Here is a 26568-nt window from a genome sequence, read left to right on the forward strand (position 1 = left end):
GATCTCTATTCTCCTGTCCGTTTTATTATGGTCCCGGTCAGTGGATGGACGGGTCTTTGTGCTCGTCCCGCGCGTGTTCCTGCCGCTCGTGTTCCCGCATTTTCTCAAGCCGCTGCTGAATAATGCCAAAAACACTCTGCCTGGGATACCGGCCTTTGTCATTCGCCTTGCCGGCGGGCTTGTCCAGCAGCAAGGTAACGGCCTCTTCCACCCGGCTTACCGGGTAAACCGCAAACTTGCCATTGCGCGCAGCCTGCACCACTTCACTGTCGAGCATCAGGTTCTGCACGTTGGTTTCCGGAATGATCACACCCTGGGTGCCGGTCAAACCGCCCTTGAGCTCGCAGGTGGCAAAGAAGCCTTCAATTTTCTCGTTCACACCGCCGATGGGCTGCACCTCGCCAAACTGGTTCACTGAACCGGTAATGGCCAGGTCCTGGCGCACCGGCACACCGGACAACGACGAGATCAGCGCCACCAGCTCCGCCAGCGATGCGCTGTCGCCGTCTACCTCACCATAGTTCTGTTCCATGGTCAGGCTGGCGGACAGGTGCATGGGATCGTTCACCGCAAAGTAAGACGCCAGCCAGGAGCTGAGAATCATCACACCCTTGGAGTGAATGTTGCCACCCAGCTTTACGTCCCGCTCGATATCCATCACGGCACCATCACCATAGTAGCAGGTTGCCGTTACCCGGTTAGACAAGCCGAACTCGAAACCGCCGGTAGACAGCACAGACAACGCATTCACCTGCCCCACACATGTGCCGGAGGTGGTAACCAGTGTGGTGCCGTCGCGAATGGAGTCGTAGAACTGGTCACGAATACGACTGCTGCGGTAACGGGCACTTTCCAGCGCCCGCTCCACGTGCACCTCGGTAATCAACCGGGCGCCGGCCTGGCGGGCCCAGAAATCCGATTCCCGCAGCAGGTTGGCAATATCCGCGGCATGCAGCGATAACCGGTCCTGGTGGTCGGCCATACGGGCGCTGTGTTCAATTACCCGTGCCACCGCCCTGGTGTTGCAATGCAGCAGTTTCTTTTCCACCACCAGGCTGGCAATAAACTTGGCGTACTGCAGCTGACTTTCCGCCGTGCGGTACATTTCATTCTCGAAGTCCGCCGTTACCCGGAACAGCTCGGCAAACTCGGAATCGTATTCCTGCAGCAGCATCCAGGTTTCGCGGTCCCCGAACAGCACAATCTTCACATCCAGCGGCACCGATTCCGCCTCGATGGAAATGGTCCCGGAGAGGGTCAGTTCCCGCTCCAGGGAGTTGATCTGAAGGGTACGGGAGCGCAGCGCCCGCTTCAGGCCATCCCACACGAAGGGCTGCTCCAGCACCTTGATGGCATCCATCAGCAGGTAACCACCGTTGGCCTTGTGCAGGCTGCCGGGGCGAATCAGCGAGAAGTCGGTAAACACCGTGCCCTTGTAGGTGACGTTTTCCACGTAACCGAACAGATTGTGGTAGGTGGGGTTATCTTCCACCACCACAGGTACTTCGTTGCTGGTCTGGTGTACCAGCACATTCACGATGTAGCGGCGGGGTGTTTTCTTGTCCAGTGACGCATAGGCAATGGCCGCCTGCTCTTCGTCGTCTTCCAGGAAGATATCCAGGTTTTCAGCCAGGTCTTTGCGCACCGCTTCCAGGTAGGCCGTTACGTCTGGCAGCTCTTTATACTTGTCTTTCAGCTCGTCAATCTGGTGGCCGGAGATGCCTTCCAGGGTTTCCTGGTTCAGGGCCTGCTGTTTCTCGGCGTATTCCTGCTCCCAGTCTGCCAGCTTGCGCAGAACCTGCCGGAGTTTCTTCTCCAGCTTGTTGATAACTTCCTCGAACTTGTCCCGCTGCTCCTGGGTCAGGGCCTGGAAGCTTTCCGCCGTGTGGGGCTCTTCGCCGTTCATAGCCACCAGCCGGTATCCGCCGGGGGTGCTGATGGTCAGGCGCACTTTCTTGCGCTTGGCCTGGTTGGCCACCTTTTCGAGTTCGTCTTCCTGCAGTTTGACGTAGTCGTTCTTCAGCTGCTCGGCGCGCTCCAGAAAACTGTCGCCCTCGAAGGTCTGGGGAATCATCTTCACCAGCCGGGCCATCAGCTTTTCCATGTCCTGCTTCAGCTGGGTGCCCTTGCCCGAGGGCAGCTTCAGCAGCTTCGGGTTACGAGGCTCTTCGAAATTGGCCACGTAACACCAGTCATGGCTTTGCTGCTCGGTGTCTACATGGTGCTCCAGGTAGCGCAGCATCATGGTGCGCTTGCCCAACCCGTTCCGGCCTACCGCATACACGTTGTAACCACCATGGGGCATGGCCAGTGCGAAGCGCACGGCTTCCTGGGCACGGTTCTGGCCGACGATCTCAGCCAGCGGCTCAAGTTGCCGGGTGGTTTTGAATGGCAGCTCTTTCAGAACACAGGATTTGTAGAGTTGGTGCAGCGGCAATGACTTCAAGTTTGCTTCCCGTCGACATCGGTTTGAATGGTTTTGAACCCGCCATTGTAGTGTTTGCCAGACAGACTGTCGCCTACCGGTTCCGGTTTTATCCGATCAGGCCGGAGCAACTGCCGGGTGAGACGCCAGTCACACTTTTCATGTTGATCAATTTTCAGACAACCCGGTGCTAGCTACACTTGAGGGTCCGGATGGCTTCCGGAAACAACAAAGACAAAAAGACAGTGGATGCAGCCATGGCAAGTAAGCCCTCAGATCGCCGAATCAAGGAACGGTTTCCCGCCACCTGCCTGAACGTGCAGCTCAGTGAACGCGGCTTTTTTGGCCGTGGCAAGAACCCGGTGGCGGTGAACTGCCTGGATATGAACCGCTACGGCATGGCGGTTCAGTGCCCCCGGCCGGTCGAACCCGGCGCCCGCCTGTACCTGCAAATCCGCGGCAAATACATTAACGAACCCCGCGTGGCGGCCCGGGTGGTCCGCTGCCAGCCATGGCGCACCGGCTTCCGGGTGAGCGTTCAGTTCAGTTACTGCCTGGACCAGAAACGCTATTCCCGGGCCGTCGACAATGCCCTGTCACGCATTGAAGGCTTTTACAGCCGCCTGGCCGGCTAGGCCACCGCCTGCCCGCTTACCCGCTTTTTCCAATCCACTGCACCAGGTCCTCGAACACCATGGGCCGGGCAAAGTAGTAGCCCTGGAAGCTCTCGCAACCATGGCTCTTCAGGTAGCAAAACTGCTCCTGGGTTTCCACGCCTTCGGCTACCACGTTCAGCCCCATTTCCCGGGCCAGGGTGATCACACCCTTGCACACCGCCGCGTCTTTCTCGTTGGTGGTGACGTTGTCTACAAAGCTGCGGTCGATCTTGATGTTGTCCACCGGCAGGTCTTTCAGGTAACTGAAACTGGAAAAACCGGTACCAAAATCATCAATGGCCGTGGCAACCCCCATGCCGTTCAGGGCATTGAGAATATCAATGGCGCCTTCGCTGTCTTTCATCAGGATGCCTTCGGTCAGCTCCAGCTCCAGGTGTTCCGGCGCAAGACCGGTGTCTTCCAGAATCGACCTGAGCGCTGTCAAAAAGCCCGGGCGGTGGAACTGCAGCGGCGACAGGTTCACCGCCATACGGCCCTTCAGCAGCCCCATCTCCAGCAACCGCCGTGCATCTTTACACGCCTGGGTGGTTACCCACTTACCCAGGTGGGCAATCTGGCCGGTTTCCTCGGCTACGGGAATAAAGTCTGCCGGTGAGATAAAGCCTTTCTCCGGATGCTTCCATCGAACCAGCGCCTCCAGGCCGCAAAGGTGACCGTCCTGATCCACCTGGGGCTGGTAATTCAGGAACAGCTGGCCGGTTTTGATGGCTTCCTGCAATTCATTACGCAAGGCCACCCGCTTGGACAGTTTCGTGTCCAGGTCTTCGGAATAGACTTCGCAGGTATCCCGGCCTTGCTGCTTGGCTTTATACATGGCCATGTCGGCCTGCTGTATCAGTTTTTCCGGGCTGTCCAGATGCTCATCCAGCAGGCTGATACCGATACTGGCCGAGATGTACAGCTCGTGGCTGCCCACCTGGTGCGGGTCTGCAATCTCATCCAGAATACGGTTTGCCACTTCCTCGGCCTGCGCCGGCGACGTCAGATCCGGCAGCAGCAATACAAACTCATCGCCGCCAAAGCGGGCCAGGGTATCTTCCGGGCGGGTAACCTTGTCCAGCCGCCGGGCAATGCTGATCAACAGGCCATCACCCACCTTGTGGCCAAGGGTGTCATTGATCGGCTTGAATTCGTCCAGGTCGATAAACAGCACCGCCAGCTGCTGGCTGTTTCGGCGAGCCAGGGCAAAGTCATGCTCCAACCGGTCTTCAAACAGGCTGCGGTTGCCCAGGCCGGTCAGCACATCGTGGGTGGCCTGGTACGCCAGCCGGTGCTCCTGTTCTTTCTTCTCGGAGATGTCCGTCATAATCGCGGTAAAGTGGGTAATCTCCTGCTTATCATTCTTTACCGGCGCCAGGGACACATGATTCCAGAACGGAGTTTCATCCCGGCGATAGCTTTTCAGGATAACCGTAGCGGGCTGGCCTGCCCTGACCGCTTCGCGAATCTGCTCCATAGCCGCATCCTCGGTCGCCGGCCCCGTGAGCAGGCGTACCGGGGAACCGAGGACTTCCTCCCGGGTGTAACCGGTCACCTCGGAAAAGGCCGGGTTGGCAAATACCACCGGCAGGTCTTTCGCCCGCACATCGACTACCACAACAGCGTTGTCGCTGGATTCCAGGCTGCGCTGCAGGATGCGCTGGGCTTCCTGCGCCTCGTGCCGTTCGGTCACGTCCTTGGTCAGGGCAAAGACACCGACGACTTCGCCATCAACCACTGTGGGAACGAAGGCAACATCGAACAGCCTTATCTCGCCACTGGCATTTTTAAAGGAAACCTCAAACCCCTGGGGGTGTCCCGCTACGGCATTTCGGAAGGCGGTATCGAAAACAGCAAAGTCGCCTTCACTGATCGCATCAGACGTAAGTACGTCCTGGTAGCAGGTCACACCAATATTCTTCTCGGTAAAACCAACCAACTCTTGCGCCGCCGGATTCACTGCCTGGTAAACGCCCTCACGGTCAAACGCAAAAACGGCATCCGGAGATTGGGTAAACAAGGAACGGAAGCGCTGTTCTGCAGTGAGAATTTCACGCGCCTGGTCTTTCTGAACACTCAACAGACTGCGCCCCATCACCAGCAGGTAACTCATAAGAACGCCGAACCCGAACAGCGCCGGAGGCAACATGCCCCGCAGGGTCAAAATCGAGGCCGGGCCGGCTGTGGCACTTAGCACCAACTCAGGCCCGTTCGGAATACTCACCGGGAGATATTCAAACACCTCGAATTCGGCATGGTGATTAATCATGGCAGTCTGGATGACCGGGCTATCCACGCCTTCAATACGGATTTCGTAGTCGTGGTAATTCACCGAAGAATCAAGGGACAGCAGAGCCGATACATCAAAGACCGCGAGGAAATACGCCCCGGCTCCCATCTCCGGCCGGACCAGGGCAATGCCGGTAAATGGCCGGCTCTTGTCAGGGAAGATCCAGGCACTGGGCAGGCGATTCTCCCGGGCATTTCGCATCCAACGCAGCACCTGGGGGTTCACGGTTTGCTCCATTACCCACAACAGGTCTTCCGGTGCACGGCTGCGAGGCCACAAGGGTGCGGATCCCTCACGAAACAGCAGCAGGGACTCGAGCGCAGGCAAGTCTTTAAAGTAGAGCCGCACCTCGGTTTGCTCCAGAATCTCCGGCACATCGAAATCGAGCGATGCCCAGCGGTTAGCCAGCCGGTCGATGACCGCAACGGAAGACTTCAGCTCATACTCAAGTTCGCTGGCATAGTAACGAACCGTAGACGCGGCAGCCTGGTGCCGCTCCTCGTGAGTACCCCAACTGGCAATCATCGAAAGCAGAAACGTACCCAGAACACCAACCACGCCTGCCGTTACACCATCCCGCTTCAGCAGGAAGGGCTTGTTCGGGTCTCGCTGGGCCAGGATCAGCAACGCAATGCCAAAACCCAGGCAAAACAATCCGGCAATCAGCGAAAACCCGCCCACAAAACCGCCCGCGTCTCCGGTAATACCCTGCCGCAGATACTCCAGCACCGCGTAGGCACCCACCGGCAGACCGAAACAACCCGCAAGAAACGCCACCAGTCGCCCGCCGCCACTGGCCAGCCCGACAACCGACACCACCCCCAGCACCATAACGGCAAAGGCCGGAACTGTTTTCAGACGGACTTCCCCGGTTAGCAGCGACAGCCCGGAATCTTCTGCCCCAGCCAGCACATTGTGGCCCAGGCTGTAGCCACCCAGAAACAACAGGACCACCCCAAGCACCAACTGCCACATGCGCTTGCGGAAGAATATCGCCGTCATGGCCGCACCGCCCGCAATCACGGCGAGCGCACCTTCCAGCGACAGCCTCAGGCTTTCAGGCACCGGCACCATCGGAAACATGGCAACCACCAGGCCCACCAGCCCGGCAAAGAATCCGCACAGGAAGAGCACCAGCAGGCAGGCCTGAAGCCTCAGATCATTGGGGGTTTGCGTCATAGTACAAAGTTTGCTTACTCAACGAATTAACGGAACGCCGGCGATACTAGCACTGGTGAAATCCCAGTTCCGTTACTGCCATGTAAACAGTGTAAAATCTTGCAAATTCCAGCTTAGATCGAATGTTCGCGGCTTGTTAGCCAGCCGGCAACAAAGTGAAGCTGGACCGCAGCTTTGTGCAGAAAACCCTGTCGGACCGGCGCATGGCGGCCATTGTGCAAGGTGTGATTACCATGGCCCATCACATGGATATGATTGTGGTTGCCGAAGGTATTGAAACCCGGGAGCAACAGGACGACCTGGCGCGCCGTAACTGCGACATGCTGCAGGGCTATCTGTTTGCCAGGCCCATGCCGTTGGCGGAGTTGAGTAAGCTACCGGAGCTGTTACCGGTGGCCAGCAGCGATTAAACGCCGTTGCGCCGGGGTTTTCAGATAATTCCGGCATCCAGGCTGGCCGCCACAAACAGCCCCAGCTCTTCACACTGGTCGGAAAATTCGGGCTGGTAGTCACCCCGGCACAGCAGGGGTTCTTGGATAAGTTTCCAGCGCAGGCCAGTGGTGATGCTGTCTATGGCGCGGCGAGTGCCGGTGCCGTCGTGGCCGGCGCGGATATAGAAAGTAAAAGGCAGGCCCTGGGTTTTCTCCAGGCAGGGGTAATAGCTACGGTCAAAGAAGTCTTTGAGGGCGCCCGACATATAGCCGAGGTTTTCGGTGGTGCCAAGTATGATGGCGTCACAGGCGAGGACATCTTCGGGGCCGGCTTCGAGCGGCGCTTTCACCACCACTTCCACCGCTTCAATATCCGGGTTACGGGCGCCCTTTTCCACGGACTCCCGTAACCGCAGGGTATTGGGAGACGGTGCATGGGCTACTATCAACAGTCGCTTCATGTAACGCCTCCCGGGTTCTTACTTAGAGCAATTCACCGTTCGCTTCCGCGGGCGCTTCTGCCGCTTCTTTCTTCACCGGCTTGGGCATCAGCTTGTCACGAACCTTGGCTTCGATTTCGTTGGCGATGTCCATATTCTCTTCCAGGAACTTGCAGGCATTGGCCTTGCCCTGGCCGATCTTGTCGCCGTTGTAGGCGTACCAGGCACCGGATTTGTCGACGAAGCCTTCTTTAACACCCATGTCCAGAACTTCGGCCATGTGGTAGATGCCCTTGCCGTACATGATCTGGAACTCGGCCTGTTTGAACGGCGGCGACACCTTGTTCTTGACGACTTTTACGCGAGTCTCGTTACCTACCACTTCGTCGCCGTCCTTCACCGCACCGATGCGGCGGATGTCCAGGCGTACGGAAGAGTAGAATTTCAGGGCGTTACCGCCGGTGGTGGTCTCTGGGCTGCCGAACATCACACCAATCTTCATACGAATCTGGTTGATGAACACCATCAGGCAGTTGGCGTGCTTCACGTTACCGGTCAGCTTACGCAGCGCCTGGGACATCAAACGGGCCTGCAGGCCTACGTGGCTGTCGCCCATTTCGCCTTCAATTTCCGCTTTCGGAGTCAGGGCCGCTACCGAGTCGACGATGATGACGTCGATGGCATTGGAGCGTACCAGCATATCCGCGATTTCCAGGGCCTGCTCGCCGGTGTCCGGCTGGGAGACCAGCAGGTCGTCGACGTTTACGCCCAGCTTTTCAGCGTAGATGGGGTCGAGTGCGTGCTCGGCGTCGATGAAGGCACAGGTTTTACCGGCTTTCTGCGCTTCGGCAATCACTTGCAGGGTCAGGGTGGTTTTACCGGAGCTTTCCGGGCCGTAGATTTCTACAATCCGGCCATACGGCAAGCCACCGATACCCAGGGCCACGTCCAGCCCCAGGGAGCCGGTGGATACCGCAGGAATGGCTTCACGGGGCTGGTCGCCCATTTTCATCACGGCGCCCTTGCCGAACTGACGTTCAATCTGGCCCAGTGCTGCGCTGAGTGCTTTCTTGCGGTTGTCTTCCATTGTTACCTGCCCCTCACTATTCGATATGACGACACCGGAGGTGTATCCAGTGTTTTCCTGTATATTTGAACAGTATTAAAACATAAGCCTTGGCACAGACCAACCCCTGCCGGGGTGAAAAACATCACAGTGTTTTCAGAAACTCCGTAACCCCTTGCAACACATACAAAACCGATTGCCGGCGGACCTGTTCCCGGTCGCCGTCAAAGTGCTGAACACGGGTTTGTGTGTTGTCCGGGCCGGTTCCCCAGGCAAACCATACCGTGCCTACCGGCTTTTCCTCGCTGCCGCCGCCAGGGCCGGCGACGCCGCTGATGGCCACGGCCACATCCACACCGGTGGCGCGAACGGCACCGGCCACCATCTGGCGCACCACCGGTTCGCTGACAGCGCCGTGCTCGGCCAGCACCTTTTCTTCTACGCCCAGAATGGCCTGTTTTGCCTCATTGCTGTAGGTCACCAACCCGGCCATCACATAGGCAGAGGAACCCGCCCTGTCTGTCAGCACCTTGGCCACCCAGCCACCGGTGCAGCTTTCAGCGGTGGCCATGGTTCTGCCCTGCTGTATCAACAAGTCTCCCAGCGCATTGCCGGCGGTTTCCAGTTGCTGATCGGTTGCTTGCATAGCCGTCTCCAAGCTTCTGTTGCCAAACCCTTCGTTTCATCCCGGGCGTTATTTTCTTACAATCCCCGCTTTGACCCAAACGCACGATCAACCGGACGCTTCCATGCCTGCAACCCAGACCGATCTTTCCAAGCATACTCCCATGATGCAGCAGTACCTGAAGATCAAGCGGGAGCACCCGAACGAGCTGGTGTTCTACCGCATGGGTGACTTCTACGAGCTGTTTTACGACGATGCCAAAAAAGCGGCCGAGTTGCTGGACATTACCCTGACCGCCCGGGGGCAGTCCGGCGGCAATCCTATTCCCATGGCCGGCGTGCCTTTCCACGCGGCTGAGGGTTACATTGCCCGCATGGTGCGCGCGGGTCAATCCATTGCCATTGCCGAACAGATTGGCGATCCGGCCACCAGTAAGGGGCCGGTGGAACGGAAGGTGGTGCGCATTGTTACCCCCGGCACCCTCAGCGATGAAGCCTTCCTGGAAGACCGCCGCGACAACCTGCTGGCGGCTATTTTCAGCCATAAAGAGCAGTTCGGCTTTGCCTCGCTGGATATTTCCAGTGGTCGCTTTGCGGTGTCTGAACTTGACAACCTGGAAGCCCTGCAGGGGGAACTGCAGCGGCTACGCCCGGCCGAGATCCTGATCAGCGAAGACTTTCCTTTCGGTGACCTGCTGGAAGGCTTCACCGGTGTCCGCCGGCAAGGCCCCTGGCTGTTCGAGCTGGATTCGGCCCGGCGGGTGATTACCCAGCAGCTACAGGTGCGTGACCTCACCGGTTTTGGCTGCGAAGACCTGCACCTGGCCATTTGTGCCGCCGGCTGCCTGCTGCAGTACGCCCGGGAAACCCAGCGCACCGCCCTGCCCCACATTCGCAAACTGACCCGGGAGCGCCGGGAAGACGCAGTGATTCTGGATGCCGCCAGCCGCCGTAACCTGGAAATCGACACCAACCTGATGGGCGGCCAGCAATACACCCTGGCCTGGGTGATGGACCGCACGGCCACCGCCATGGGTGCCCGGGAATTGCGCCGCTGGCTGAACCGCCCGCTGCGGAATGTGGAAGTGGTTCAGCAACGCCAGCAGTCAGTCTCGGCCCTGCTGGACGGTTTTCACTATGAACCGGTGCACGACCTGCTCAAGCGTGTGGGCGACATCGAACGGATCCTGGCCCGGGTAGCCCTGCGCTCTGCCCGGCCCCGGGACCTCGCCCGCCTGCGGGATGCTTTCCAGACCCTGCCGGAGCTTCAGGAAGTCCTGAAGCCCGTTAGTTCCAGCCATGTAGCCCGGCTGGCCGGAACCATTGGCGAATACCCGGAGCTTGCTGACTTGCTGGAGCGGGCCATTATCGAAAACCCGCCGGTGGTAATCCGCGAGGGCGGCGTGATCGCCGAGGGCTTCGATGAAGAGCTGGACGAGTTGCGCAACATCAGCGAGAACGCAGGTCAATACCTGCTGGATGTGGAAACCCGGGAGCGTGAGCGCACCGGCATCTCCACCCTGAAAGTGGGCTACAACCGGGTACACGGTTATTACATTGAAATCAGTCGGGCCCAGTCTGCCCAGGCGCCGGTGGATTACATTCGCCGCCAAACCCTGAAAAACGCCGAGCGCTTCATCACGCCCGAGCTGAAAGAGTTCGAAGACAAGGCCCTGAGCGCCAAGAGCCGCGCCCTGGCCCGGGAAAAAGGCCTGTATGACGACGTCTTGGAAACCGTCGCCGAACAACTGGCGCCGCTGCAGGATGCCGCCCAGGCCCTGGCTGAGCTGGATGTACTGAGTAACTTTGCCGAGCGCGCCACCAGCCTGCGCTTTACCGCACCGGAGTTTACCGACCAGCCCGGCTTTGATGTGGAAGAAGGCCGCCATCCGGTGGTGGAACAGCTACTGGACGAGCCCTTCGTACCCAACAACCTGCTGATGGATGCCAAACGCCGGATGCTGGTGATTACCGGCCCGAACATGGGTGGTAAGTCCACCTACATGCGCCAGGCCGCCCTGATTGCCCTGCTGGCCTACACCGGCAGTTTCGTGCCCGCCAACCGGGCGGTACTGGGGCCGGTAGACCGGATCTTCACCCGTATGGGTTCTTCCGACGACATCGCCGGTGGCCGCTCTACGTTTATGGTGGAGATGACCGAAACCGCCAACATCCTGCACAACGCCACCGAACACAGCCTGGTGCTTATGGACGAAGTGGGCCGGGGCACCAGCACCTTCGACGGCCTGTCGCTGGCCTGGGCCACGGCAGAGCACCTGGCGAAGGACATTCGCTGCTACACCCTGTTCGCCACCCACTACTTCGAGCTGACGCAACTGGCGGATGACCTGGAACATGCGGTGAACGTGCACCTGACCGCCACCGAACATGATGATTCCATCGTGTTCCTGCACAATGTGCATGACGGCCCCGCCAGCCAGAGCTATGGTTTGCAGGTGGCCAAGCTGGCCGGCGTGCCACAGGATGTTATCCGTAACGCCAAGGCCCAGCTGGCACACCTGGAAGGCAGTGCCAGCCCCTCAGCGCCGGCCCCGGAGCATGTGCATGAACCGGCGCCGAAAGCCGTCAAACAACCGACCAGCGCGGAAACGGTTTATCAGGGTGATATGTTCGCCATGGCGGAGCCAAGCGCGGTGGAAGAGGCCTTACAGCAGCTGGATGTTGATGGCCTGTCGCCCCGGGAGGCCCTGAACCAGCTGTATGAACTGCGGGCATTATTGAAGAAATAACAGAAAACTGGGCCAAACTTGATCTGTGTAATAAGGTTATAGCAGCCCAACGCTTGCGGCTGCGGGGGCCGCTCCCTACAATATCGCGCACAAAATTATAGATGGGGCCGGATTTTCAGGGCTCCTGATGAGACTGAATGTTCTACGAACCAGGGATCTGACTATGGCGTTTATCGTTACTGATAACTGCATCAAGTGCAAATACACCGACTGCGTGGAAGTGTGTCCGGTAGACTGCTTCTATGAAGGCCCCAACTTTCTGGTGATCGACCCGGACGAGTGCATCGATTGCGCCCTGTGCGAGCCCGAGTGCCCGGCGGAAGCCATCTTCTCTGAAGACGAACTGCCTGCAGGCCAGGAAGCCTTCGTTGAGATCAACGCGGACCTGGCCGGCAAGTGGCCGAACATCACCGAGAAGAAAGACCCGCTGCCAGACGCCGACGAGTGGGACGGCCAGCCCGACAAGCTCCAGTACCTGGAGCGCTGAGGCCAAAAGCTGTCAGCAGCTACAAAAAAGCCGGAAGAGCGATCCTCTTCCGGCTTTTTTTATATCAGGCCTGTGCAGCCCGACTTAGCCCTCTGCCAGCAACTTCTTCGCGGCAGCAGACTTGTAGAAGCTTCCCAGCCTTCTGCGCACCAATGCCTCCACATAACCTTCCTTGTGCAGCACATCGATAATCGGCAGGCCCAGTTCGGCAATTTCCGTAACAATCACGTCCCGGGTCACCCCAATATCATTCAGCAGGTCCATCACCGGTCGGTCGCCATACTTGGCAAACAGGTGCTCGACCACGGCCCGGGCGCAACCTTCAAAGTAGGCGGTTTTACGGAAGTTCAGCCAGAAGTCATAACCCAGTACCACAAACTCCTGTAGCTCCACCTCACCCAGCCCGTCCTGGAGCTCGGCAATGGTCTGGTTCTCCAGCGATACCCAGGCCGCCATCACGCTGTCGCGCAATTCATCGTCGGTCAGTGCCCGGTGCAGGAACTGCTCGCTGCGTACAATCAGCCCCGGCAAGCTCTCTGCCAGCCAGGCCTTGATGCGACGTTCGAAGGTTTCATCCAGCCCCGGCACGGCCTTGTTGGCCATTTTCTTGCCGAACTTCATCACCGAACCCACTCCCGGCACCGAGCGGGTAATCAGGTTGTCTTCATACAGGTAATTCACCAGCCCGTGGTACACCACGTTCGACACCAGCTCCTGGTACACCGGGTGCGCCATGATCTCGCTGATGATCCGCTCCCGCTGCTGGCGCAGCTCCAGGGCCTCTTCGATAAAGCCGCTGGCCTGCTCCCGTGACAGGATTTCGCCCAGCGTGGTGTCTGCCTGAACCGGTGCCTTGAGCACTTCTGCCGCCATCTCCGCAGCCAGTTCCGGAATGCCGGCATCCAGTTCCATGTTCACGGCGATGCGCTTGATCACGCCCATTACCTGCTCGGGGCTGATCAGCCGGCCCAGCGGCACTTTTTCGGCATAGCCAAGCAATTCATCCACTTCCTGTTCCAGGAACTTCTTCAGCTTGGCGCCTTTGAGGGCGGCCACTTCGTGCTTTACGTGGGCTTCAAACAGGGTATCGACAAGACTGGGGGCAGTTTTGCTCATAGAGCTGGCATCCTTTGGCTGAATTCCTGAAGTATGCCGGTGAGGCTAACACGGAAGCAGGCAGCTGGGGTTTGCCGGAATTACCGGCGGACCCGTGATTATGGGCCAGTCCGGCGACCAGCCCGGCAAAAACAGACGGTTACTGGAAGTCTGAAAACTCGTGGGGTTCCGCCGCCAGCGCCAGGCACAGGCTGCCGGGGCCAACGTAGATGGAGCTGGTAATGCCCATCTGCGACAACAGCAACTCTACACCGTGCTTTTCACAGGCATCGCGCAGGCGATTCAGGCCCGGCAGCTCTTCGATCTCAGTCCAGCTCAGGCCGCAGGACAAACTCACATAGGGTGTCAGCAAACCGGCTTCCAGGCGGCCGATGGCGTAATTCATCACTTTCTCGACCGCCACGTTGAAGTCGCGGGTTTTGGCCACGGGCTTGCCTTCAACGCCCTGCCCGAAGATCACCGGGTTGATGTTCAGCACCTTGCCCATGAAGGCAGCCATCGCAGATACGCTCTTGTCACCACGGCGCCGGGCCCGTTCACGGATATAATGCAGATCTCGGGGAATCACGCAGGTGTAGATCTTGTCAGTGAAGGTTTCCACCTCGTGGCGCAGGGCATTCTTGGAGACTTTCTGGTTGATCAGCCGCAGGGTGTGGGCCGCCAGCAATCCCTGGCCCGCAAAGATCTGCTTACTGTCGATGACCCGCATGGAGAATTTGCCTTCCCGTCCAGCGGCCTTGCGGGCGCCTTCGTAGTTAGCCATTACGGTGTTCATGGCTTCGGAGGCGTGATCGAAAATCTGGCTACGGCTTCGGGTGACGGTTTCACAGATGGCCACGTCAAACTCGGTGACGATCTTTTCCATGAACAGGTTGTGGATCTGCTCTGCGGTAAAGGCTTCAGTTTCCGCCTGGTGGCCCTTATCAAGCAGGCCGCTCTGGTAAAACTCCTGGGTACGCACAGGATCGTGGGTATCGATGTAAGTCTGGCCATCAATAATGGCCGTTACCGGCAGCACAAACAGATCGTGTTTGCGGGAAAATTCATAGGGTAGATCACAGGCGGAATCAACGATCAAACCAACTCGCATGTGCAAAAGCCTCCGGGGTTCGGGTGTTTCCTCAGGCGGGAGCACCCTTTCTTGTGATTATTCTGGAGACACAAGTCTTGCACATGCCGGCGATAATTTCAGCCGCCCCGTGAAGCAGTTAACAAAAAGGCCCACGACAACAAATCCGGTAACCGAAAACAAAAAAAAGGAGGCCGAAGCCTCCCAAGGACACACAGTGGGTTGGTGCCGCTGCTAGCTCAGCGGCACCGGGTTCAGAATTACTCGCTCTTCTCGGCGCCCGGCGCTTCCGGGTCAGAGGTAAACTTCAACAAGTGAGTACGCTCGATCAGGTAGTACAGGATGGCACCGGTGGCCAGGCCCCAGCCTGCGCCGTACACCGCCAGTACCACACCCATGGTGCCGGCAATGCCACGCTCAGTGTTGTTCTCCAGCTGCTCCAGGCCCACCATCAAACAGATGTAACCGGTCAGCAGCAGGGTCAGTGACAGGGCAATCGGCAGCACCGGCTGGAAGAAGCTCACCAGCGGCAGCACGAACAACGCAATGAAACCGGTAATCCAGAAGGTGCCACCACCGCTGTAGATGGAATCCATAGCATTACGGCCATACTTGTAGCGCTCGGCCATAGTAGCGGTTACGGCGGTCCAGATTGGGCCGGCCAGGCCAGGATACGGCGCGAAGAACGCATGGCCACCGTTCCGGATGGCGGTTACCAGGTGGGCGCGGTCGATGCTGTTGTCGATGTCTTCATCTTTGCGCAGGTGGTCGACACGGCTCATCAGGGATTGACCCACCACGATGTCACCAAAGGCGATGACATAGGCGATCACCGCGGTCGGAATGGCATACAGGAAGATGTTCAGGTCCGGGAAACCCACGCTGAACGGCAGGTAGTTCCACAGCTGGTCAAAGGCCGGCTTGGTGATGCCCCACTGCACGTCGGGGACTTCATACTCGCCAACGGCAAAGCCCACCAGGATAGCCACAACCATGCCCGGCACCATGCCGTAGTTGGCAATCTTGCGGGCAATGTTGCTCTTGTCCACAAAGCCTTTGAAGGAAACGGAGAACATCAGGTACAGGCACACCAGACCGCCGACAATCAGGGAGATCGGCGTATTGGCCAGGCGGCCGCCGGCTTCGATTTCACCCATCAGTGCAGCAATACCGGCACCGATGATAATACCGCCCTTCATGGACCGGGGAATCCAGTTCACCAGCTTGCTGCCAAGCCGGGTAACACCCAGAAACAGGAAGATCAGGAACACCAGGAATTGCAGGGCAAACAGCGCCTGGATGGCCTCGGGGCCGGGCTCGTAATCTGAAAGGAACAGCAACACCACGGGGATACCCGGGGTAATCCAGCCGGGCACCAGCGGTACACCCAGCAGGGCCGGCAGCATGAAGCCGATACCACACACCACAACGTAGGCCAAGGCCACGTCGTAGGGAACGCCCAGGTATTTTTCCAGCAGGGGAATCATCGCCAGGCTGACCACGAACATGATCAGTGCCTGCACCATCTCCGCGAATTCCCAGCGATAGTGAACAAACGGCAGACGGATTTTGAACGGTCCAGCCGGCCAGAACGGCTGCTCTTCACCGTTTTTTCTGTGGAACATTTGCATAACAGTACCTCCGGGCACACCGGTGTCGGGTGCCAGTCAATGTTGTTTTTGTGGAAAGAGGTGTGGCTGCGCCCGGCGGCGCAGCCTTGCCGGATCAGTTCAGTTCTTTGGCCTGGTCCCGCAGTACGAACTTCTGGATTTTGCCAGTCGATGTCTTCGGCAGCTCCGAGAACACCACGGTTTTCGGCACCTTGAAGCGGGCCAGGTGCTCGCGACAAAAGCTGATGATGTCTTCTTCAGTGACATTACCGGCTTCCGGCTTGAGGGTTACGAAGGCGCAGGGAGTCTCACCCCACTTTTCGTCTGGCCGGGCAACCACCGCCGCTTCCATCACCGCCGGGTGGCGGTACAGAGTATCTTCAACTTCGATGGTAGAGATGTTCTCGCCACCGGAGATGATGATGTCTTTCAGGCGGTCCTTGATTTCCATGTAACCGTCTTCGTGCCATACGGCCAGGTCTCCGGTGTGGAACCAGCCGCCCCGGAAGGCTTCTTCGGTGGCACTCGGGTTCTTCAGGTAGCCCTTCATCACCGTGTTACCACGCAGGAAGATCTCGCCGATGGTCTTGCCGTCTTTCGGCACCGGCTGCATGGTGTTGGGATCGGCCACCATGGTGCCGCCCAGGGTGTGATAGCGAACACCCTGACGCGCCTTGACCTTCGCACGCTCCTGCAGGGGCAACTCGTCCCATTCGGATTTCCAGGCACACACGGTAACCGGGCCGTAGACTTCAGTCAGGCCGTATACGTGGGTCACTTTGATGCCCATCTCTTCGATGGCACCAATCACCTGGGCTGGGGGCGCCGCACCGGCGGTCATGGATTTCACATCGTGGTCGATACCGGCCTTGGCTTCCGGAGACGCATTCAGCAGCGCGTTCAGGACAATCGGCGCACCACACATGTGGGTTACCTGGTGATCGCGGATCAGCTTGAGGATTTTCTCAGGGTCTACCCGGCGCAGGCACACGTGGGTGCCGGCCATGGCGGTGATGGTCCAGGGGAAACACCAGCCGTTGCAGTGGAACATCGGCAGGGTCCACAGGTACACCGGGTGCATGTCCATAGACCAGACCGCCTGGTTACCCAGCGAGTTAATATAGGCACCACGATGGTGGTAAACCACGCCCTTGGGGTTACCGGTAGTACCGGAGGTGTAGTTCAGGGAAATCGCATCCCACTCGTCGGCGGGGAAGTTCCACTGGTATTCGGGGTCACCCTCCTGCAGGAAGGCTTCGTAATCCAGGTCGCTTACCTGAACGCCTTCACCGTACTCGGGATCGTCAACATCGATCACCAGCGGCTTGTGTTCAAGGTGACGAACAGCATCTTTGACCACCTGACCGAATTCACGGTCGGCAATCACCACCTTTGCTTCACCATGCTCCAGCATGAAGGCAATGGCTTCGGCATCCAGGCGCACGTTCAGGGTGTTCAGCACAGCACCAATCATCGGCACACCAAAGTGGCATTCCACCATGGCCGGAATGTTCGGCAGCATCACCGCAACGGTATCACCACGGCTGATTCCGCGGCCCTTCAGGGCAGACGCCAGCCGGCGGCAGCGATCGTAGGTTTCGGCCCAGTTACGACGGATGGCACCGTGAATAATCGCCGGATAATCCGGGTAAACACTGGCGGTACGTTCGATGAAATCAATGGGGGACTGGACCGCGTAGTTTGCGTTCCGGGGCTCAAGGCCCTGATCAAAGATCGAAGTCATTGGTGTGGTCCTCGTATGCTTATGTTGTTCTTATGCGTGTTCAGTAGAAACGCCAAAGCAGCTATACTTTGCATTAACAACAATGGTAGTTAACGAAATCAATACTAGAAACTCTACCATGGTATTATAGGAACGTTACTATAATCTATGAAAACCCCCGAGAAAGACCCCCAACCCACACTCGTGACCAGCGCCGATGCCCGGGTTTTAAGCTGCAATGCCGCCGCCCGCCAGCTGGTGGAAGCCGCGCGCCTGGCCGAGGCCGGGGAACTCTTGCCGGTAAACGCCCCGGCCCTTGCTGCCTCGGCCCTGAACCAGGACCGGGCCATCGAGAACGTGGAATCCCGGTTTGCCGACAAGATCTGCCTCTGGACTTTCATTCCGGACTCCGACAAGCAGCAGGTCATGATTCGTGGGCGAGACGCCACCACCGATGTACTCACCCAGGAAGAAGCCCTGCGTTCCAGCCGGCTTTACCGGCTGATTACCGAGAACACCACAGACCTGATCTCCCGCCACGCCCCGGACGGCCGGTTTATCGACGCCACACCGGCCTCCTGGCGGCTGCTGGGCTACTGGCCGGAAGAGCTCAGGGGCAAATCCCTTGAAGAGGTTTTCGGCAACGACAAGGTGGCGGAACAACTGACTCACACCCGCAATCGCCTGCAGGAAGACGGCTACGCCACCCTGACCCTGGAAATCCAGCACCGCAACGGCAGCCGCCGCTGGTTCGAGATTGCCAGCCGGGCCATCCGGGAAACCTATACAGGCGCTGTGGTGGAAGTGATCAGCGTGTCCCGCGACATCACGCCCCGCATCGAGCAGGAAGAACAGAATCGCCTGCTGGCCGAGGAGCTGGCCCACACCGCCCGGCTGGCCACCCTGGGCGAACTGGCCTCGAGCATTGCCCATGAGATGAACCAGCCGCTGGCCTCGATTGTGAATTTCGCCAGCGCCAGCCAGCGCTTTATGAAAGAAGCCGACAAGCGCCCGGAGAAACTGGCCAAGGTAGAGGATGGCTTGCAGAAGATCGTGCACCACGCCAACCGGGCCTCGGAAGTGATCAAGCGCCTGCGGGCCTTCCTGCGCAAAGGCCAGAAACAGATGGCCCCGGTGCAGTTAAACTCGGTGGTAAGCGACGTGGTTCGCCTGTGCCAGTGGGAAGGTGAAAAGAACGGCGTAAAGCTGCAAGAGAACCTGGCGGAGAATTCCCCGGTGATCACCGCAGACCCGATTTTGCTGGAGCAGGTGTTGATTAACCTGATTCGTAACGGCATTGAAGCCAACGTGGAAGCTGCCAACCAGGGCGAGAACCTGGAACCGTCCCGCATTACCGTATGCACCTGCATCAACGACCAGCAGGAAACCCTGATCCAGGTAACCGACGAAGGCCCGGGGCTGGACGACGAAGGTATTCGCCAGATGTTCCAGCCGTTCTATACCAGCAAGCCCAAGGGGCTGGGGCTGGGCTTATCCATGAGCCGATCCATCATTGAAGGCTTCGGCGGATTCCTGGACGCCACCCCTGCCGGCACCGGCGGTCTTTCACTGATTTGCCGCTTTCCGGCCAACCTTTCCTTCAACAACAGCCGCGGGAGCTCTAGAATGACCGCCGCCAACAATAATACGGAGAGATCCCCTGATGTCCGCTAGCACTCCTGCCGAAGCCAACACCGTGTTCGTGGTAGACGACGATGCCGGTATGCTCGAGTCCACCCAATGGCTGCTGGAATCGGTTGGATTACAGGTGCGGGCCTACAGCGACGGCCGCCAGTTTCTGAACGATGTGGCCGAAAACCGCCCCGGCTGTGTGGTGCTGGACATCCGCATGCCCGGGCTCGGCGGCCTGAACGTGCAGGAAGAACTGCAGAAACGCGGGCTGGAGATTCCCATCATCTTCGTGTCCGGCCATGCCGATGTGCCCATTGTGGTGCGCGCATTCAAATCCGGCGCCTTCGATTTCATCGAAAAGCCATTCAACGAGCAGTTGCTGCTGGACAGTGTGCAGCAGGCGCTTCAGGAGGCATCCTCAGCTCCGGAAAAGATCCCGGTCAGCGCCGATACCGAAGCCCTCATCAGCACCCTCACCCGTCGGGAGCGAGATGTGTTCCTGCCTCTGGCCCAAGGATACACCAGCCGGGAAATTGCCGAGCAGCTGGATGTGAGTGTCAAAACCATCGACCTGTACCGGGCCCGGGTGATGAAGCGCCTGGGCGCCGAACGGCTGCCGGATGTGACGGGCCTGGCCATCGCCGCCGGCCTGTTGGACCCCGAGCACCTGCGCGGCGTTCAGGCGCCCTGATCACGGAGCTCGTGGGCCAGGGCGCCCAGGCGGATAACCGCCTTTTCAATGCGCTCAGTCCAGGGATTGCCGCCATTCAGCCGCAAGCAGTTCTCAAACTTGTTGGTGGTGGAGAACATCAGGCCAGGCGCCACGTTGATGCCTTCCTGCCGGGCCCGACGGTACAGCCCGGTGCCTGACACACCCGCCGGCATCTGAACCCACAGGACAAAACCGCCCTGAGGCCGGCTAACCGCCGTGCCCTCTGGAAAAGACCGGGCCACCGCCGCGCGAAGCCGCTCAATGCCCTCACGATAATGCTGCCGGGCCTGACGCAGGTAACGGTCGTATCCACCCTGCTCAAGAAAATGCGCCATTGCCAACTGCGGAATGGTCGAGGTGGCCAGGTTCACAAAATATTTGTGTTGGCGGGCGCTGGCCATGTGGCGCCCCGGGATCATCCAGCCCAGCCGAAGACCAGGCGACACGGTCTTGGAAAACGAACTGCAGAAAATAACGTTGTCGGAGCGGTCGAAGGCTTTGGCCGGCCGCGGGCGCTCACCCGAGTGATAGAGATCACCGTATATATCATCCTCAATCAATGGCACATTGGCCGCCGCCAGCATGGATACCAGCTGCTGCTTGCGCTCGTCACTCATTCTGGCACCCATTGGATTGCTGTGATTGGGCACCACCACGCAGGCCTTCAGTGGCCATTGCTCAAGCGCCAGTTGCAGACCCTCCAGGCTCATGCCTTCTGATGGATGAGTGGGAATTTCAATCACCCGCAAGCCCACCACCTCCAGCGCCTGCAGGATACCCGGAAAGGATGGCGACTCTACCGCAACAATATCGCCAGCCTGGGTGACCGCCCGCAGTGCCAGAATAATCGCTTCCTGCGCGCCATTGGTAACCAGCACATCATCCGGTGACACCGGAACCCCCAGTGTTGCCATGCGCTGGGCAATCTGGCGCCGGAAACTTTCCTTGCCGGGAAAGGCGTAATCCAGCGTTTCCAGCCCACGCCTCGCGGCCCAGATCGTGCTCTGCTGGATCTGCCGGACCGGCAGGTAATCCGGATGGGGAATGGCCGTTGCCAGCGGCACCATCCGTTTTTGCTCATCGGCACACAGGTCCAGCGTCATCTCCCGGGCAGACACCGGCAAAGGCCGGGTGCGATGTTCCGGCATGGTTGGCTCCGGCACATCCCGGGCCGGCAGACGCACGAAATAGCCGCTGCGCTCCCGGGCCTGAAGGAAACCACGGGCTTCGAGGGTCTGATGGGCCTGCAGCACGGTAGAAATGCTCACCCCGAACTGACGGCTGAGCGCCCTCACGCCCGGCAGGCGGTCTCCTGTCCGATAAACACCGTCTGCTATCAGCGCCTGCAACTGGTCAGCCACCTGGTTATATAGCGCACCCATACTTGCCTCCCACAATCACCATTCATCGCTCCATCACCTATTGGACCAGAACCACCAACAAAACCGACAGTACAGATCGGCCACTTTTTATGCAGTACAGCCCCCTGAAAATGACAACTGTACCGGCTCAATAGAAACTTATCTGAATCTGTTATGGAAGTCTGGCCCGTCAGACAATGGTGTCCGGATCAGAGAAGAAGGAATTTCACCATGGCCGCATCACTTTCAACACCTGCCCGTGCAGGCGAGAGGACACGCCCTCACTACCGGAGAAATCGCAAGGACGTACTTGGTCTTGCTGATGCCGGTGAAACCGGACACCCCACCCTGTTACAGGCCTTCCAGAAGCTCGCGCAGGCTGGCTTCAGTGTTAACCAGACCGCGCCAACGCACTGGATCATTCGAGGCAGAACGCCACTGCCAGAATTTCATTGCTACAGTGAACTGGAATTACAGCAGTTCACTGCTAACCGAACATAGGACGAACCATGCAGACACCGATCTTTCAGATAGATGCCTTTACCAACACACTGTTCGGCGGCAACCCGGCCGCCGTCATGCCCCTGCAACGCTGGCTGCCAGACTCCTTGTTGCAGGCCATTGCCGGGGAAAACAACCTGTCGGAAACCGCCTTTCTGGTGGCAACACCGGAGCTTGATGACGCCGACTTCCACATTCGCTGGTTCACCCCCACTGCCGAGGTGCCGTTATGCGGCCATGCCACCCTGGCCTCAGCCTGGGTGGTGTTCAACAAGCTGGACTGGCCCCACAACATCGTTCGATTCCAGTCAAAATCCGGGCCGCTGGCGGTTTCGCAAAAGCCGGACGGCTGGCTGGAACTCGACTTTCCAAACCTGGCCTTCGAACGCTGCCCCACTCCGGCCCTGATTACCGAAGCGCTGCCCGGCTCGCCGGATGAGGCCTTTTTCGTACCCAACGACACCAACTACATGGTGGTTCTGGAATCCGAGGCAGAGGTCAGGTCCGCCGTCCCGGATATCCGCAAACTGGCACAGCTGGGCAATCAAGGCCTGATTGTGACGGCGGAGGGGGAACACTGTGATTTTGTCAGCCGATACTTCGCGCCGGGCGTGGGTATCGATGAAGACCCGGTCACCGGTTCGATACACAGTATGCTAACGCCTTACTGGGCAGAACGTCTGGGCAAAACCTGCCTGCAGGCGCGGCAACTCTCGGCCCGGGGTGGTGAACTGCGCTGTGAACTGAAAGGCGAACGCGTGGCCATTGCCGGCCAGGCGGCGTTCTTCTTGGAAGGCTCCGTACAGCTGCCCTGAGACTGATATACTGCCCGCCGGTTTTCTATCAGCGGCGGGCAGGCAATGGCAGTATCCACATCCCAGTATGACGTGATCATCATCGGCGCCGGTGCCGCCGGGCTGATGTGCGCGGCCACCGCCGGCTATCGCGGCCGCAAAGTGCTGGTGATTGACCACGCCAACAAGCCCGGCAAGAAGATCCTGATGTCCGGCGGTGGCCGCTGTAACTTCACCAATCTGAACAGTACGCCGGCGAACTTCCTTTCGGACAATCCCCATTACTGCATCTCTGCCCTGAAGCGTTATACCCCGCAGGATTTCGTCGAACTGGTGGACCGTCACGGGGTGGAATACGAAGAAAAAGCACCTGGGCAGCTGTTCTGCAAGGACAGCGCGAAGGACATTCTCAATGTGCTGTTAACCGAGTGCGAGTGGGCCGGTGCGGAAATCCGTATGAACACCGCTGTTTCCGGCGTTCAGGCCTCCGGTTCCGGCTATGCCGTCAAAACCACTGCCGGCAGCCTGAAATGCCAATCGCTGGTGGTTGCTACCGGCGGCCTGTCCATCCCCACCATGGGCGCGACCGGTTTCGGCTACGAACTGGCAAAGCAGTTCGGGCTGGCAGTATTACCCACCCGCGCCGGGCTGGTACCTTTCACCCTGCACCCGGAGCTGAAACAACAGCTCGCGCCACTGGCAGGTGTCAGTTGCCCCGTGGACGCAAGCTGCCGCAAACAACATTTTCGCGAGCCCATGCTGGTCACCCACCGGGGCCTGAGCGGGCCGGCCATGCTACAGGTATCCAGTTACTGGCAACCGGGGGACGAGTTGCACATCAACCTGCTGCCGGCACAAACCGTCCAGGACGACCTGTTTGCCCTGCGCAAGCAGAAACCCCAGTCCACCATGGCGCAGTACCTGAACCAGCACCTGCCCAAACGCTTCGCCCAGGCCTTTAATGAACTGCAGGGCTGGAGCCGGCCGCTGCAGGAGTACCGTAACCAGGATATCGAGCGGATTGCCGACACCCTGGGCAACTGGACCATCAAACCCGCCGGCACCGAAGGTTACCGGACCGCCGAGGTGACGTTAGGTGGGGTGGACACCCGGCAGTTATCCTCGAAAACCATGGCCGTGCTGGAGCAACCCAACTTGTTCTTTATCGGCGAGGTGGTGGATGTGACCGGCCATCTGGGCGGGCATAACTTTCAATGGGCGTGGGCGTCCGGCGTGGCGGCAGGCAACGAGGCCTGAGCCGGTTACAGATATTTCTCGATAGGTAACCAGGACAGGAAGCGCGACGTCGCCCGCCGCCAGAACCCGACGCCCGGCTCATGGCCAACCTGCTCGCCCGTAGACTGCCAGACCAGGTCGCCCTGCTCGTCCAGCGTTACCTGCCAGCTGTTTTCCGGCGACATGGCATAGCGGATGTCTTCAGCAACGGCGGTGGCCAGTTCCGGGCTATGAATAATCAGCACGGTTTCGCCATTCAGGTAGATCGAGCGCAGGTTGACGTTGAACGAGCCGATGAACAGGGTTTCCCGGTCAAACACCACTGCCTTGGAATGCAGGCTGACAGCACCCTGTTCGCAGGCCGGGCGGCTGGCTACCCAGTGCTGGCAGGCCGGCGCATCCGGGCGCAGTTCGTATAGTTCGATGCCCTGCTCCAGCATTTCCCGGCGCCAGCGGGCATAGCCGGAGTGGTTGGTCACCAGGTCGTTGGTTGCCAGGGAATTGGTTAACGCCGCCACCTTCAGCGGCTGGTTGTCCAGCGCTCCGAGGTTGTCGAGCTGGTTGTCTGCCAGGATCAGGTAAGCGGACTCAATCAGGATTTCGGATTGGGCTGCCTGAACCAGTCCGTACAAGGCCCTGGCGGTGTTCTGGGGGGAATCCGCCGGAACCTGGGGATTTTGCGGTGGCGGGTCAAACACCAGTTCGCCCGGGGCCTGCACCAGACCGGCAAACCAGCCCCTCAGATAGGTTTCCGCCGCGTCCTGTTCCTGGTGCGGAACTGCCCGGATACCCGGATCAGCCGCCGTTTCCCTGAGCAGTTGCGACAGCGCATCGCGGCCAGCGAGGTTGTCAGGCAGGTCATAGAGGGTAGCCAGCGGGTAGGCCCACTGATTGTTCCAATAGGCCTCGAAGTTGGCAGTCATATCTTCGGCAAGTGGCCCCAGAACCATCACATCCCGGTCCCGGAAATTCAGGCTGGGATGTTCGTCAAAATATTCGTCGCCAATGTTACGCCCGCCGGCGATGCCCACCTGGCCGTCCACCACAAAGGTTTTGTTGTGCATGCGCCGGTTGATGCGGTCGAAGTCGGTAATCAGCGACAACCAGCGCCCCACCCCGCTGCGGGAACGGGCCGGGTTGAAGATACGCACCCGGATGTTGGGGTGTATTGCCATCGCAGCAAACAGCGGCTCCTTGCCAGCCACGTTGATGTCGTCCAGCAGCAGGCGCACCTGAACGCCACGGTCTGCAGCGGCTACCAGCCGGCCGGCCAGATAGCGCCCGGTGGAATCGTTATTCCAGATGTAATACTGGGCGTCGATAAACTGTTCGGCGGTTTCGATCAGCGCAGCCCGCACCAGGAAGGCATCACGGCCACTGTTCAGCAGCTGAAAGCCGGTGTTCGGGGAGTCTGGGGCAAGGTGCATCCGGCGCTGATCCGTTATGAAGGAATCCTTCACCGAGGATAGCCGGAAATCCGGGTCATGCACGACCGGTTTCAGGGCGGTGGAACACCCGGCCAGCATCAGCAACACGCAGAGGCTGGCGACAAACGAAAGCAATCGCTGACCGGGCATAGGCTGGGCTCCTTAGCGAAGGATAACCAGGGGCTTCTTCGCGGTTTTCAGCATGGTGGTTGTGGTGCTGCCCACCAGGAACTGGCGAATGCGGGAATGGCCATAAGCGCCCATGACCAGCATGTCGATGTCGTGCTCGTCCTGATAGGCATGGAGCGTGGGCTCCACATCGCCGGCGCGGATGGCGAGCGTGATCTCCACATCCAGGCCTGCCAGCATTTTCTCGGCCTTCCGTAGCTGTTCCCAACGGTCTGCCGTATCGGCTCCCACCATCACCAGGTGCAGGGGCATGTCTTTCAGAACCGGGCTGGCGGCCACCATTTCCACGCCTTTGAAGGCGGTTTCGCTGCCATCAAAGGCCAACATGGCGCTCTTCGGCTGGGTAAATTCGTCGGGCACCAGCAAAATCGGGCGGTGAACGCTGCGGATCACGGTTTCCAGCTGGCTGCCGATGTGAATATCCCGGTCGGAGCTGCTTTCACCGTGCAGACCCATCACGAACAGGCGGGTTTCTTTCTCCAGGGCCAGCAGCGAATCGGTCAGATTATCATGGCGCTGGCGCTTTACCACTTCGGCAATGCCGGCCTTCTGTACCCGCGCTTCGGCTTCATCCAGCATGTGGTGGCCGTGCTCCAGGGCCAGTTTGGAGCGTTTCCGGTCAAGGTCTGCCAGCTCGTCCAGCAAGTGCTCCCGGCTACCCAGCCCGATGCTGCCAGCCAGGTCCGGTTCCGCGGGGTAGCGCTCTTCATCCAGAACGTGCAGCAACATCAGCGGTGTTTCCATGTGCCGGCTGGCCCAGGCGGCGTAATCACACACCGCGGGGGCTGCCCGGGAACCGTCGATACAGGCCACTACTCGTAACATGTTCGCCTCGCCTTTCTGATTCATG

General features: G+C 59.2%; 21 protein-coding genes. 9 read left to right on the forward strand and 12 right to left on the reverse strand.

Features of this window, described 5'->3' with window-relative positions; all coding sequences use genetic code 11:
• Nucleotides 1-37 precede the first annotated feature (37 nt).
• On the reverse strand, nt 38-2446 hold the full coding sequence (locus tag Q668_RS09595) for a Lon protease family protein (RefSeq protein WP_036219647.1): 2409 nt from the start codon (nt 2444-2446) through the stop codon (nt 38-40).
• 236 nt (nt 2447-2682) lie between these two features.
• On the opposite strand from Q668_RS09595, the gene Q668_RS09600 reads away from it, so the two are divergent.
• The gene (locus Q668_RS09600) at nt 2683-3060 is read left to right on the forward strand and encodes a PilZ domain-containing protein (RefSeq protein ID WP_036219667.1); all 378 of its coding nucleotides are present in this window, start codon (nt 2683-2685) and stop codon (nt 3058-3060) included.
• A gap of 16 nt (nt 3061-3076) precedes the next feature.
• Here the strand turns inward: Q668_RS09600 and Q668_RS09605 are convergent, their stop codons facing one another.
• On the reverse strand, nt 3077-6550 hold the full coding sequence (locus Q668_RS09605) for an EAL domain-containing protein (RefSeq protein ID WP_022989397.1): 3474 nt from the start codon (nt 6548-6550) through the stop codon (nt 3077-3079).
• A gap of 155 nt (nt 6551-6705) precedes the next feature.
• Between Q668_RS09605 and Q668_RS09610 the strand changes: the two genes are divergently transcribed.
• Nucleotides 6706-6960, forward strand: a complete 255-nt coding sequence (locus tag Q668_RS09610) for an EAL domain-containing protein (RefSeq protein WP_022989398.1) — start codon at nt 6706-6708, stop codon at nt 6958-6960.
• Nucleotides 6961-6980: 20 nt separating this feature from the next.
• Here Q668_RS09610 and Q668_RS09615 read toward each other — a convergent pair whose 3' ends face one another.
• The 3 genes from Q668_RS09615 to pncC all read right to left on the reverse strand — a co-directional run bounded on the left by Q668_RS09615 (nt 6981) and on the right by pncC (nt 9133).
• Nucleotides 6981-7442 carry a flavodoxin family protein gene (locus Q668_RS09615; RefSeq protein WP_022989399.1) on the reverse strand — a complete coding sequence of 154 codons (462 nt, stop codon included), beginning with the start codon at nt 7440-7442 and terminating at the stop codon, nt 6981-6983.
• A 22-nt stretch (nt 7443-7464) separates the two neighbouring features.
• The gene (gene recA, locus Q668_RS09620) at nt 7465-8508 is read right to left on the reverse strand and encodes a recombinase RecA (protein WP_022989400.1); all 1044 of its coding nucleotides are present in this window, start codon (nt 8506-8508) and stop codon (nt 7465-7467) included.
• A 124-nt stretch (nt 8509-8632) separates the two neighbouring features.
• Entirely contained in the window at nt 8633-9133 is a 501-nt protein-coding gene (gene pncC / locus Q668_RS09625; RefSeq protein ID WP_022989401.1) for a nicotinamide-nucleotide amidase, read from the reverse strand.
• Between the two features lie 103 nt (nt 9134-9236).
• Here pncC and mutS point away from each other — a divergent pair, with 103 nt between their 5' ends.
• Complete coding sequence (gene mutS, locus Q668_RS09630) at nt 9237-11861, forward strand: DNA mismatch repair protein MutS (protein WP_022989402.1); 2625 nt, start codon at nt 9237-9239, stop codon at nt 11859-11861.
• A gap of 163 nt (nt 11862-12024) precedes the next feature.
• Nucleotides 12025-12348, forward strand: coding sequence for a ferredoxin FdxA (gene fdxA / locus Q668_RS09635; protein ID WP_022989403.1), 324 nt, complete (start codon nt 12025-12027; stop codon nt 12346-12348).
• An 84-nt stretch (nt 12349-12432) separates the two neighbouring features.
• Here fdxA and Q668_RS09640 read toward each other — a convergent pair whose 3' ends face one another.
• The 4 genes from Q668_RS09640 to Q668_RS09655 all read right to left on the reverse strand — a co-directional run bounded on the left by Q668_RS09640 (nt 12433) and on the right by Q668_RS09655 (nt 17887).
• Nucleotides 12433-13464: a hypothetical protein gene (locus Q668_RS09640; RefSeq protein ID WP_022989404.1), complete on the reverse strand. Its 1032-nt coding sequence runs from the start codon at nt 13462-13464 to the stop codon at nt 12433-12435.
• A gap of 139 nt (nt 13465-13603) precedes the next feature.
• Nucleotides 13604-14554 carry a DegV family protein gene (locus Q668_RS09645; RefSeq protein WP_022989405.1) on the reverse strand — a complete coding sequence of 317 codons (951 nt, stop codon included), beginning with the start codon at nt 14552-14554 and terminating at the stop codon, nt 13604-13606.
• Nucleotides 14555-14793: 239 nt separating this feature from the next.
• The gene (locus Q668_RS09650) at nt 14794-16164 is read right to left on the reverse strand and encodes a solute carrier family 23 protein (protein WP_022989406.1); all 1371 of its coding nucleotides are present in this window, start codon (nt 16162-16164) and stop codon (nt 14794-14796) included.
• Nucleotides 16165-16258: 94 nt separating this feature from the next.
• A complete protein-coding gene (locus Q668_RS09655) occupies nt 16259-17887 on the reverse strand; it encodes an acyl-CoA synthetase (protein ID WP_022989407.1) in 1629 nt (542 codons plus the stop codon).
• Between the two features lie 147 nt (nt 17888-18034).
• Between Q668_RS09655 and Q668_RS09660 the strand changes: the two genes are divergently transcribed.
• Together Q668_RS09660 and Q668_RS09665 are read left to right on the forward strand one after the other, a co-directional pair.
• Nucleotides 18035-19540, forward strand: coding sequence for a sensor histidine kinase (locus Q668_RS09660; protein ID WP_022989408.1), 1506 nt, complete (start codon nt 18035-18037; stop codon nt 19538-19540).
• On the forward strand, nt 19530-20189 hold the full coding sequence (locus Q668_RS09665) for a response regulator transcription factor (protein ID WP_022989409.1): 660 nt from the start codon (nt 19530-19532) through the stop codon (nt 20187-20189). Before Q668_RS09660 ends, Q668_RS09665 begins: the two co-directional genes overlap by 11 nt.
• On the opposite strand, the gene Q668_RS09670 is transcribed toward Q668_RS09665, so the two are convergent.
• Nucleotides 20177-21592 carry a PLP-dependent aminotransferase family protein gene (locus Q668_RS09670; RefSeq protein WP_022989410.1) on the reverse strand — a complete coding sequence of 472 codons (1416 nt, stop codon included), beginning with the start codon at nt 21590-21592 and terminating at the stop codon, nt 20177-20179. The two genes, Q668_RS09665 and Q668_RS09670, sit on opposite strands and share 13 nt — an antisense overlap.
• A 210-nt stretch (nt 21593-21802) precedes the next feature.
• On the opposite strand from Q668_RS09670, the gene Q668_RS17070 reads away from it, so the two are divergent.
• The 3 genes from Q668_RS17070 to Q668_RS09680 are packed head-to-tail and all read left to right on the forward strand — an operon-like array spanning nt 21803 to nt 24123.
• Nucleotides 21803-22072, forward strand: coding sequence for a hypothetical protein (locus Q668_RS17070; protein ID WP_152521774.1), 270 nt, complete (start codon nt 21803-21805; stop codon nt 22070-22072).
• A gap of 8 nt (nt 22073-22080) precedes the next feature.
• A complete protein-coding gene (locus Q668_RS09675; protein WP_022989411.1) occupies nt 22081-22887 on the forward strand; it encodes a PhzF family phenazine biosynthesis protein in 807 nt (268 codons plus the stop codon).
• Between the two features lie 45 nt (nt 22888-22932).
• Nucleotides 22933-24123, forward strand: coding sequence for an NAD(P)/FAD-dependent oxidoreductase (locus tag Q668_RS09680; RefSeq protein WP_022989412.1), 1191 nt, complete (start codon nt 22933-22935; stop codon nt 24121-24123).
• A gap of 5 nt (nt 24124-24128) precedes the next feature.
• Here Q668_RS09680 and Q668_RS09685 read toward each other — a convergent pair whose 3' ends face one another.
• Together Q668_RS09685 and Q668_RS09690 are read right to left on the reverse strand one after the other, a co-directional pair.
• The gene (locus Q668_RS09685) at nt 24129-25679 is read right to left on the reverse strand and encodes a phospholipase D family protein (RefSeq protein ID WP_022989413.1); all 1551 of its coding nucleotides are present in this window, start codon (nt 25677-25679) and stop codon (nt 24129-24131) included.
• A 12-nt stretch (nt 25680-25691) separates the two neighbouring features.
• Entirely contained in the window at nt 25692-26567 is an 876-nt protein-coding gene (locus Q668_RS09690; protein ID WP_022989414.1) for a universal stress protein, read from the reverse strand.
• Between the last annotated feature and the right edge of the window lies 1 nt (nt 26568).

It is taken from the genome of Marinobacter sp. ES-1 (assembly GCF_000475255.1).
In the GTDB taxonomy this organism is placed as follows: Bacteria; Pseudomonadota; Gammaproteobacteria; order Pseudomonadales; family Oleiphilaceae; genus Marinobacter; species Marinobacter vinifirmus.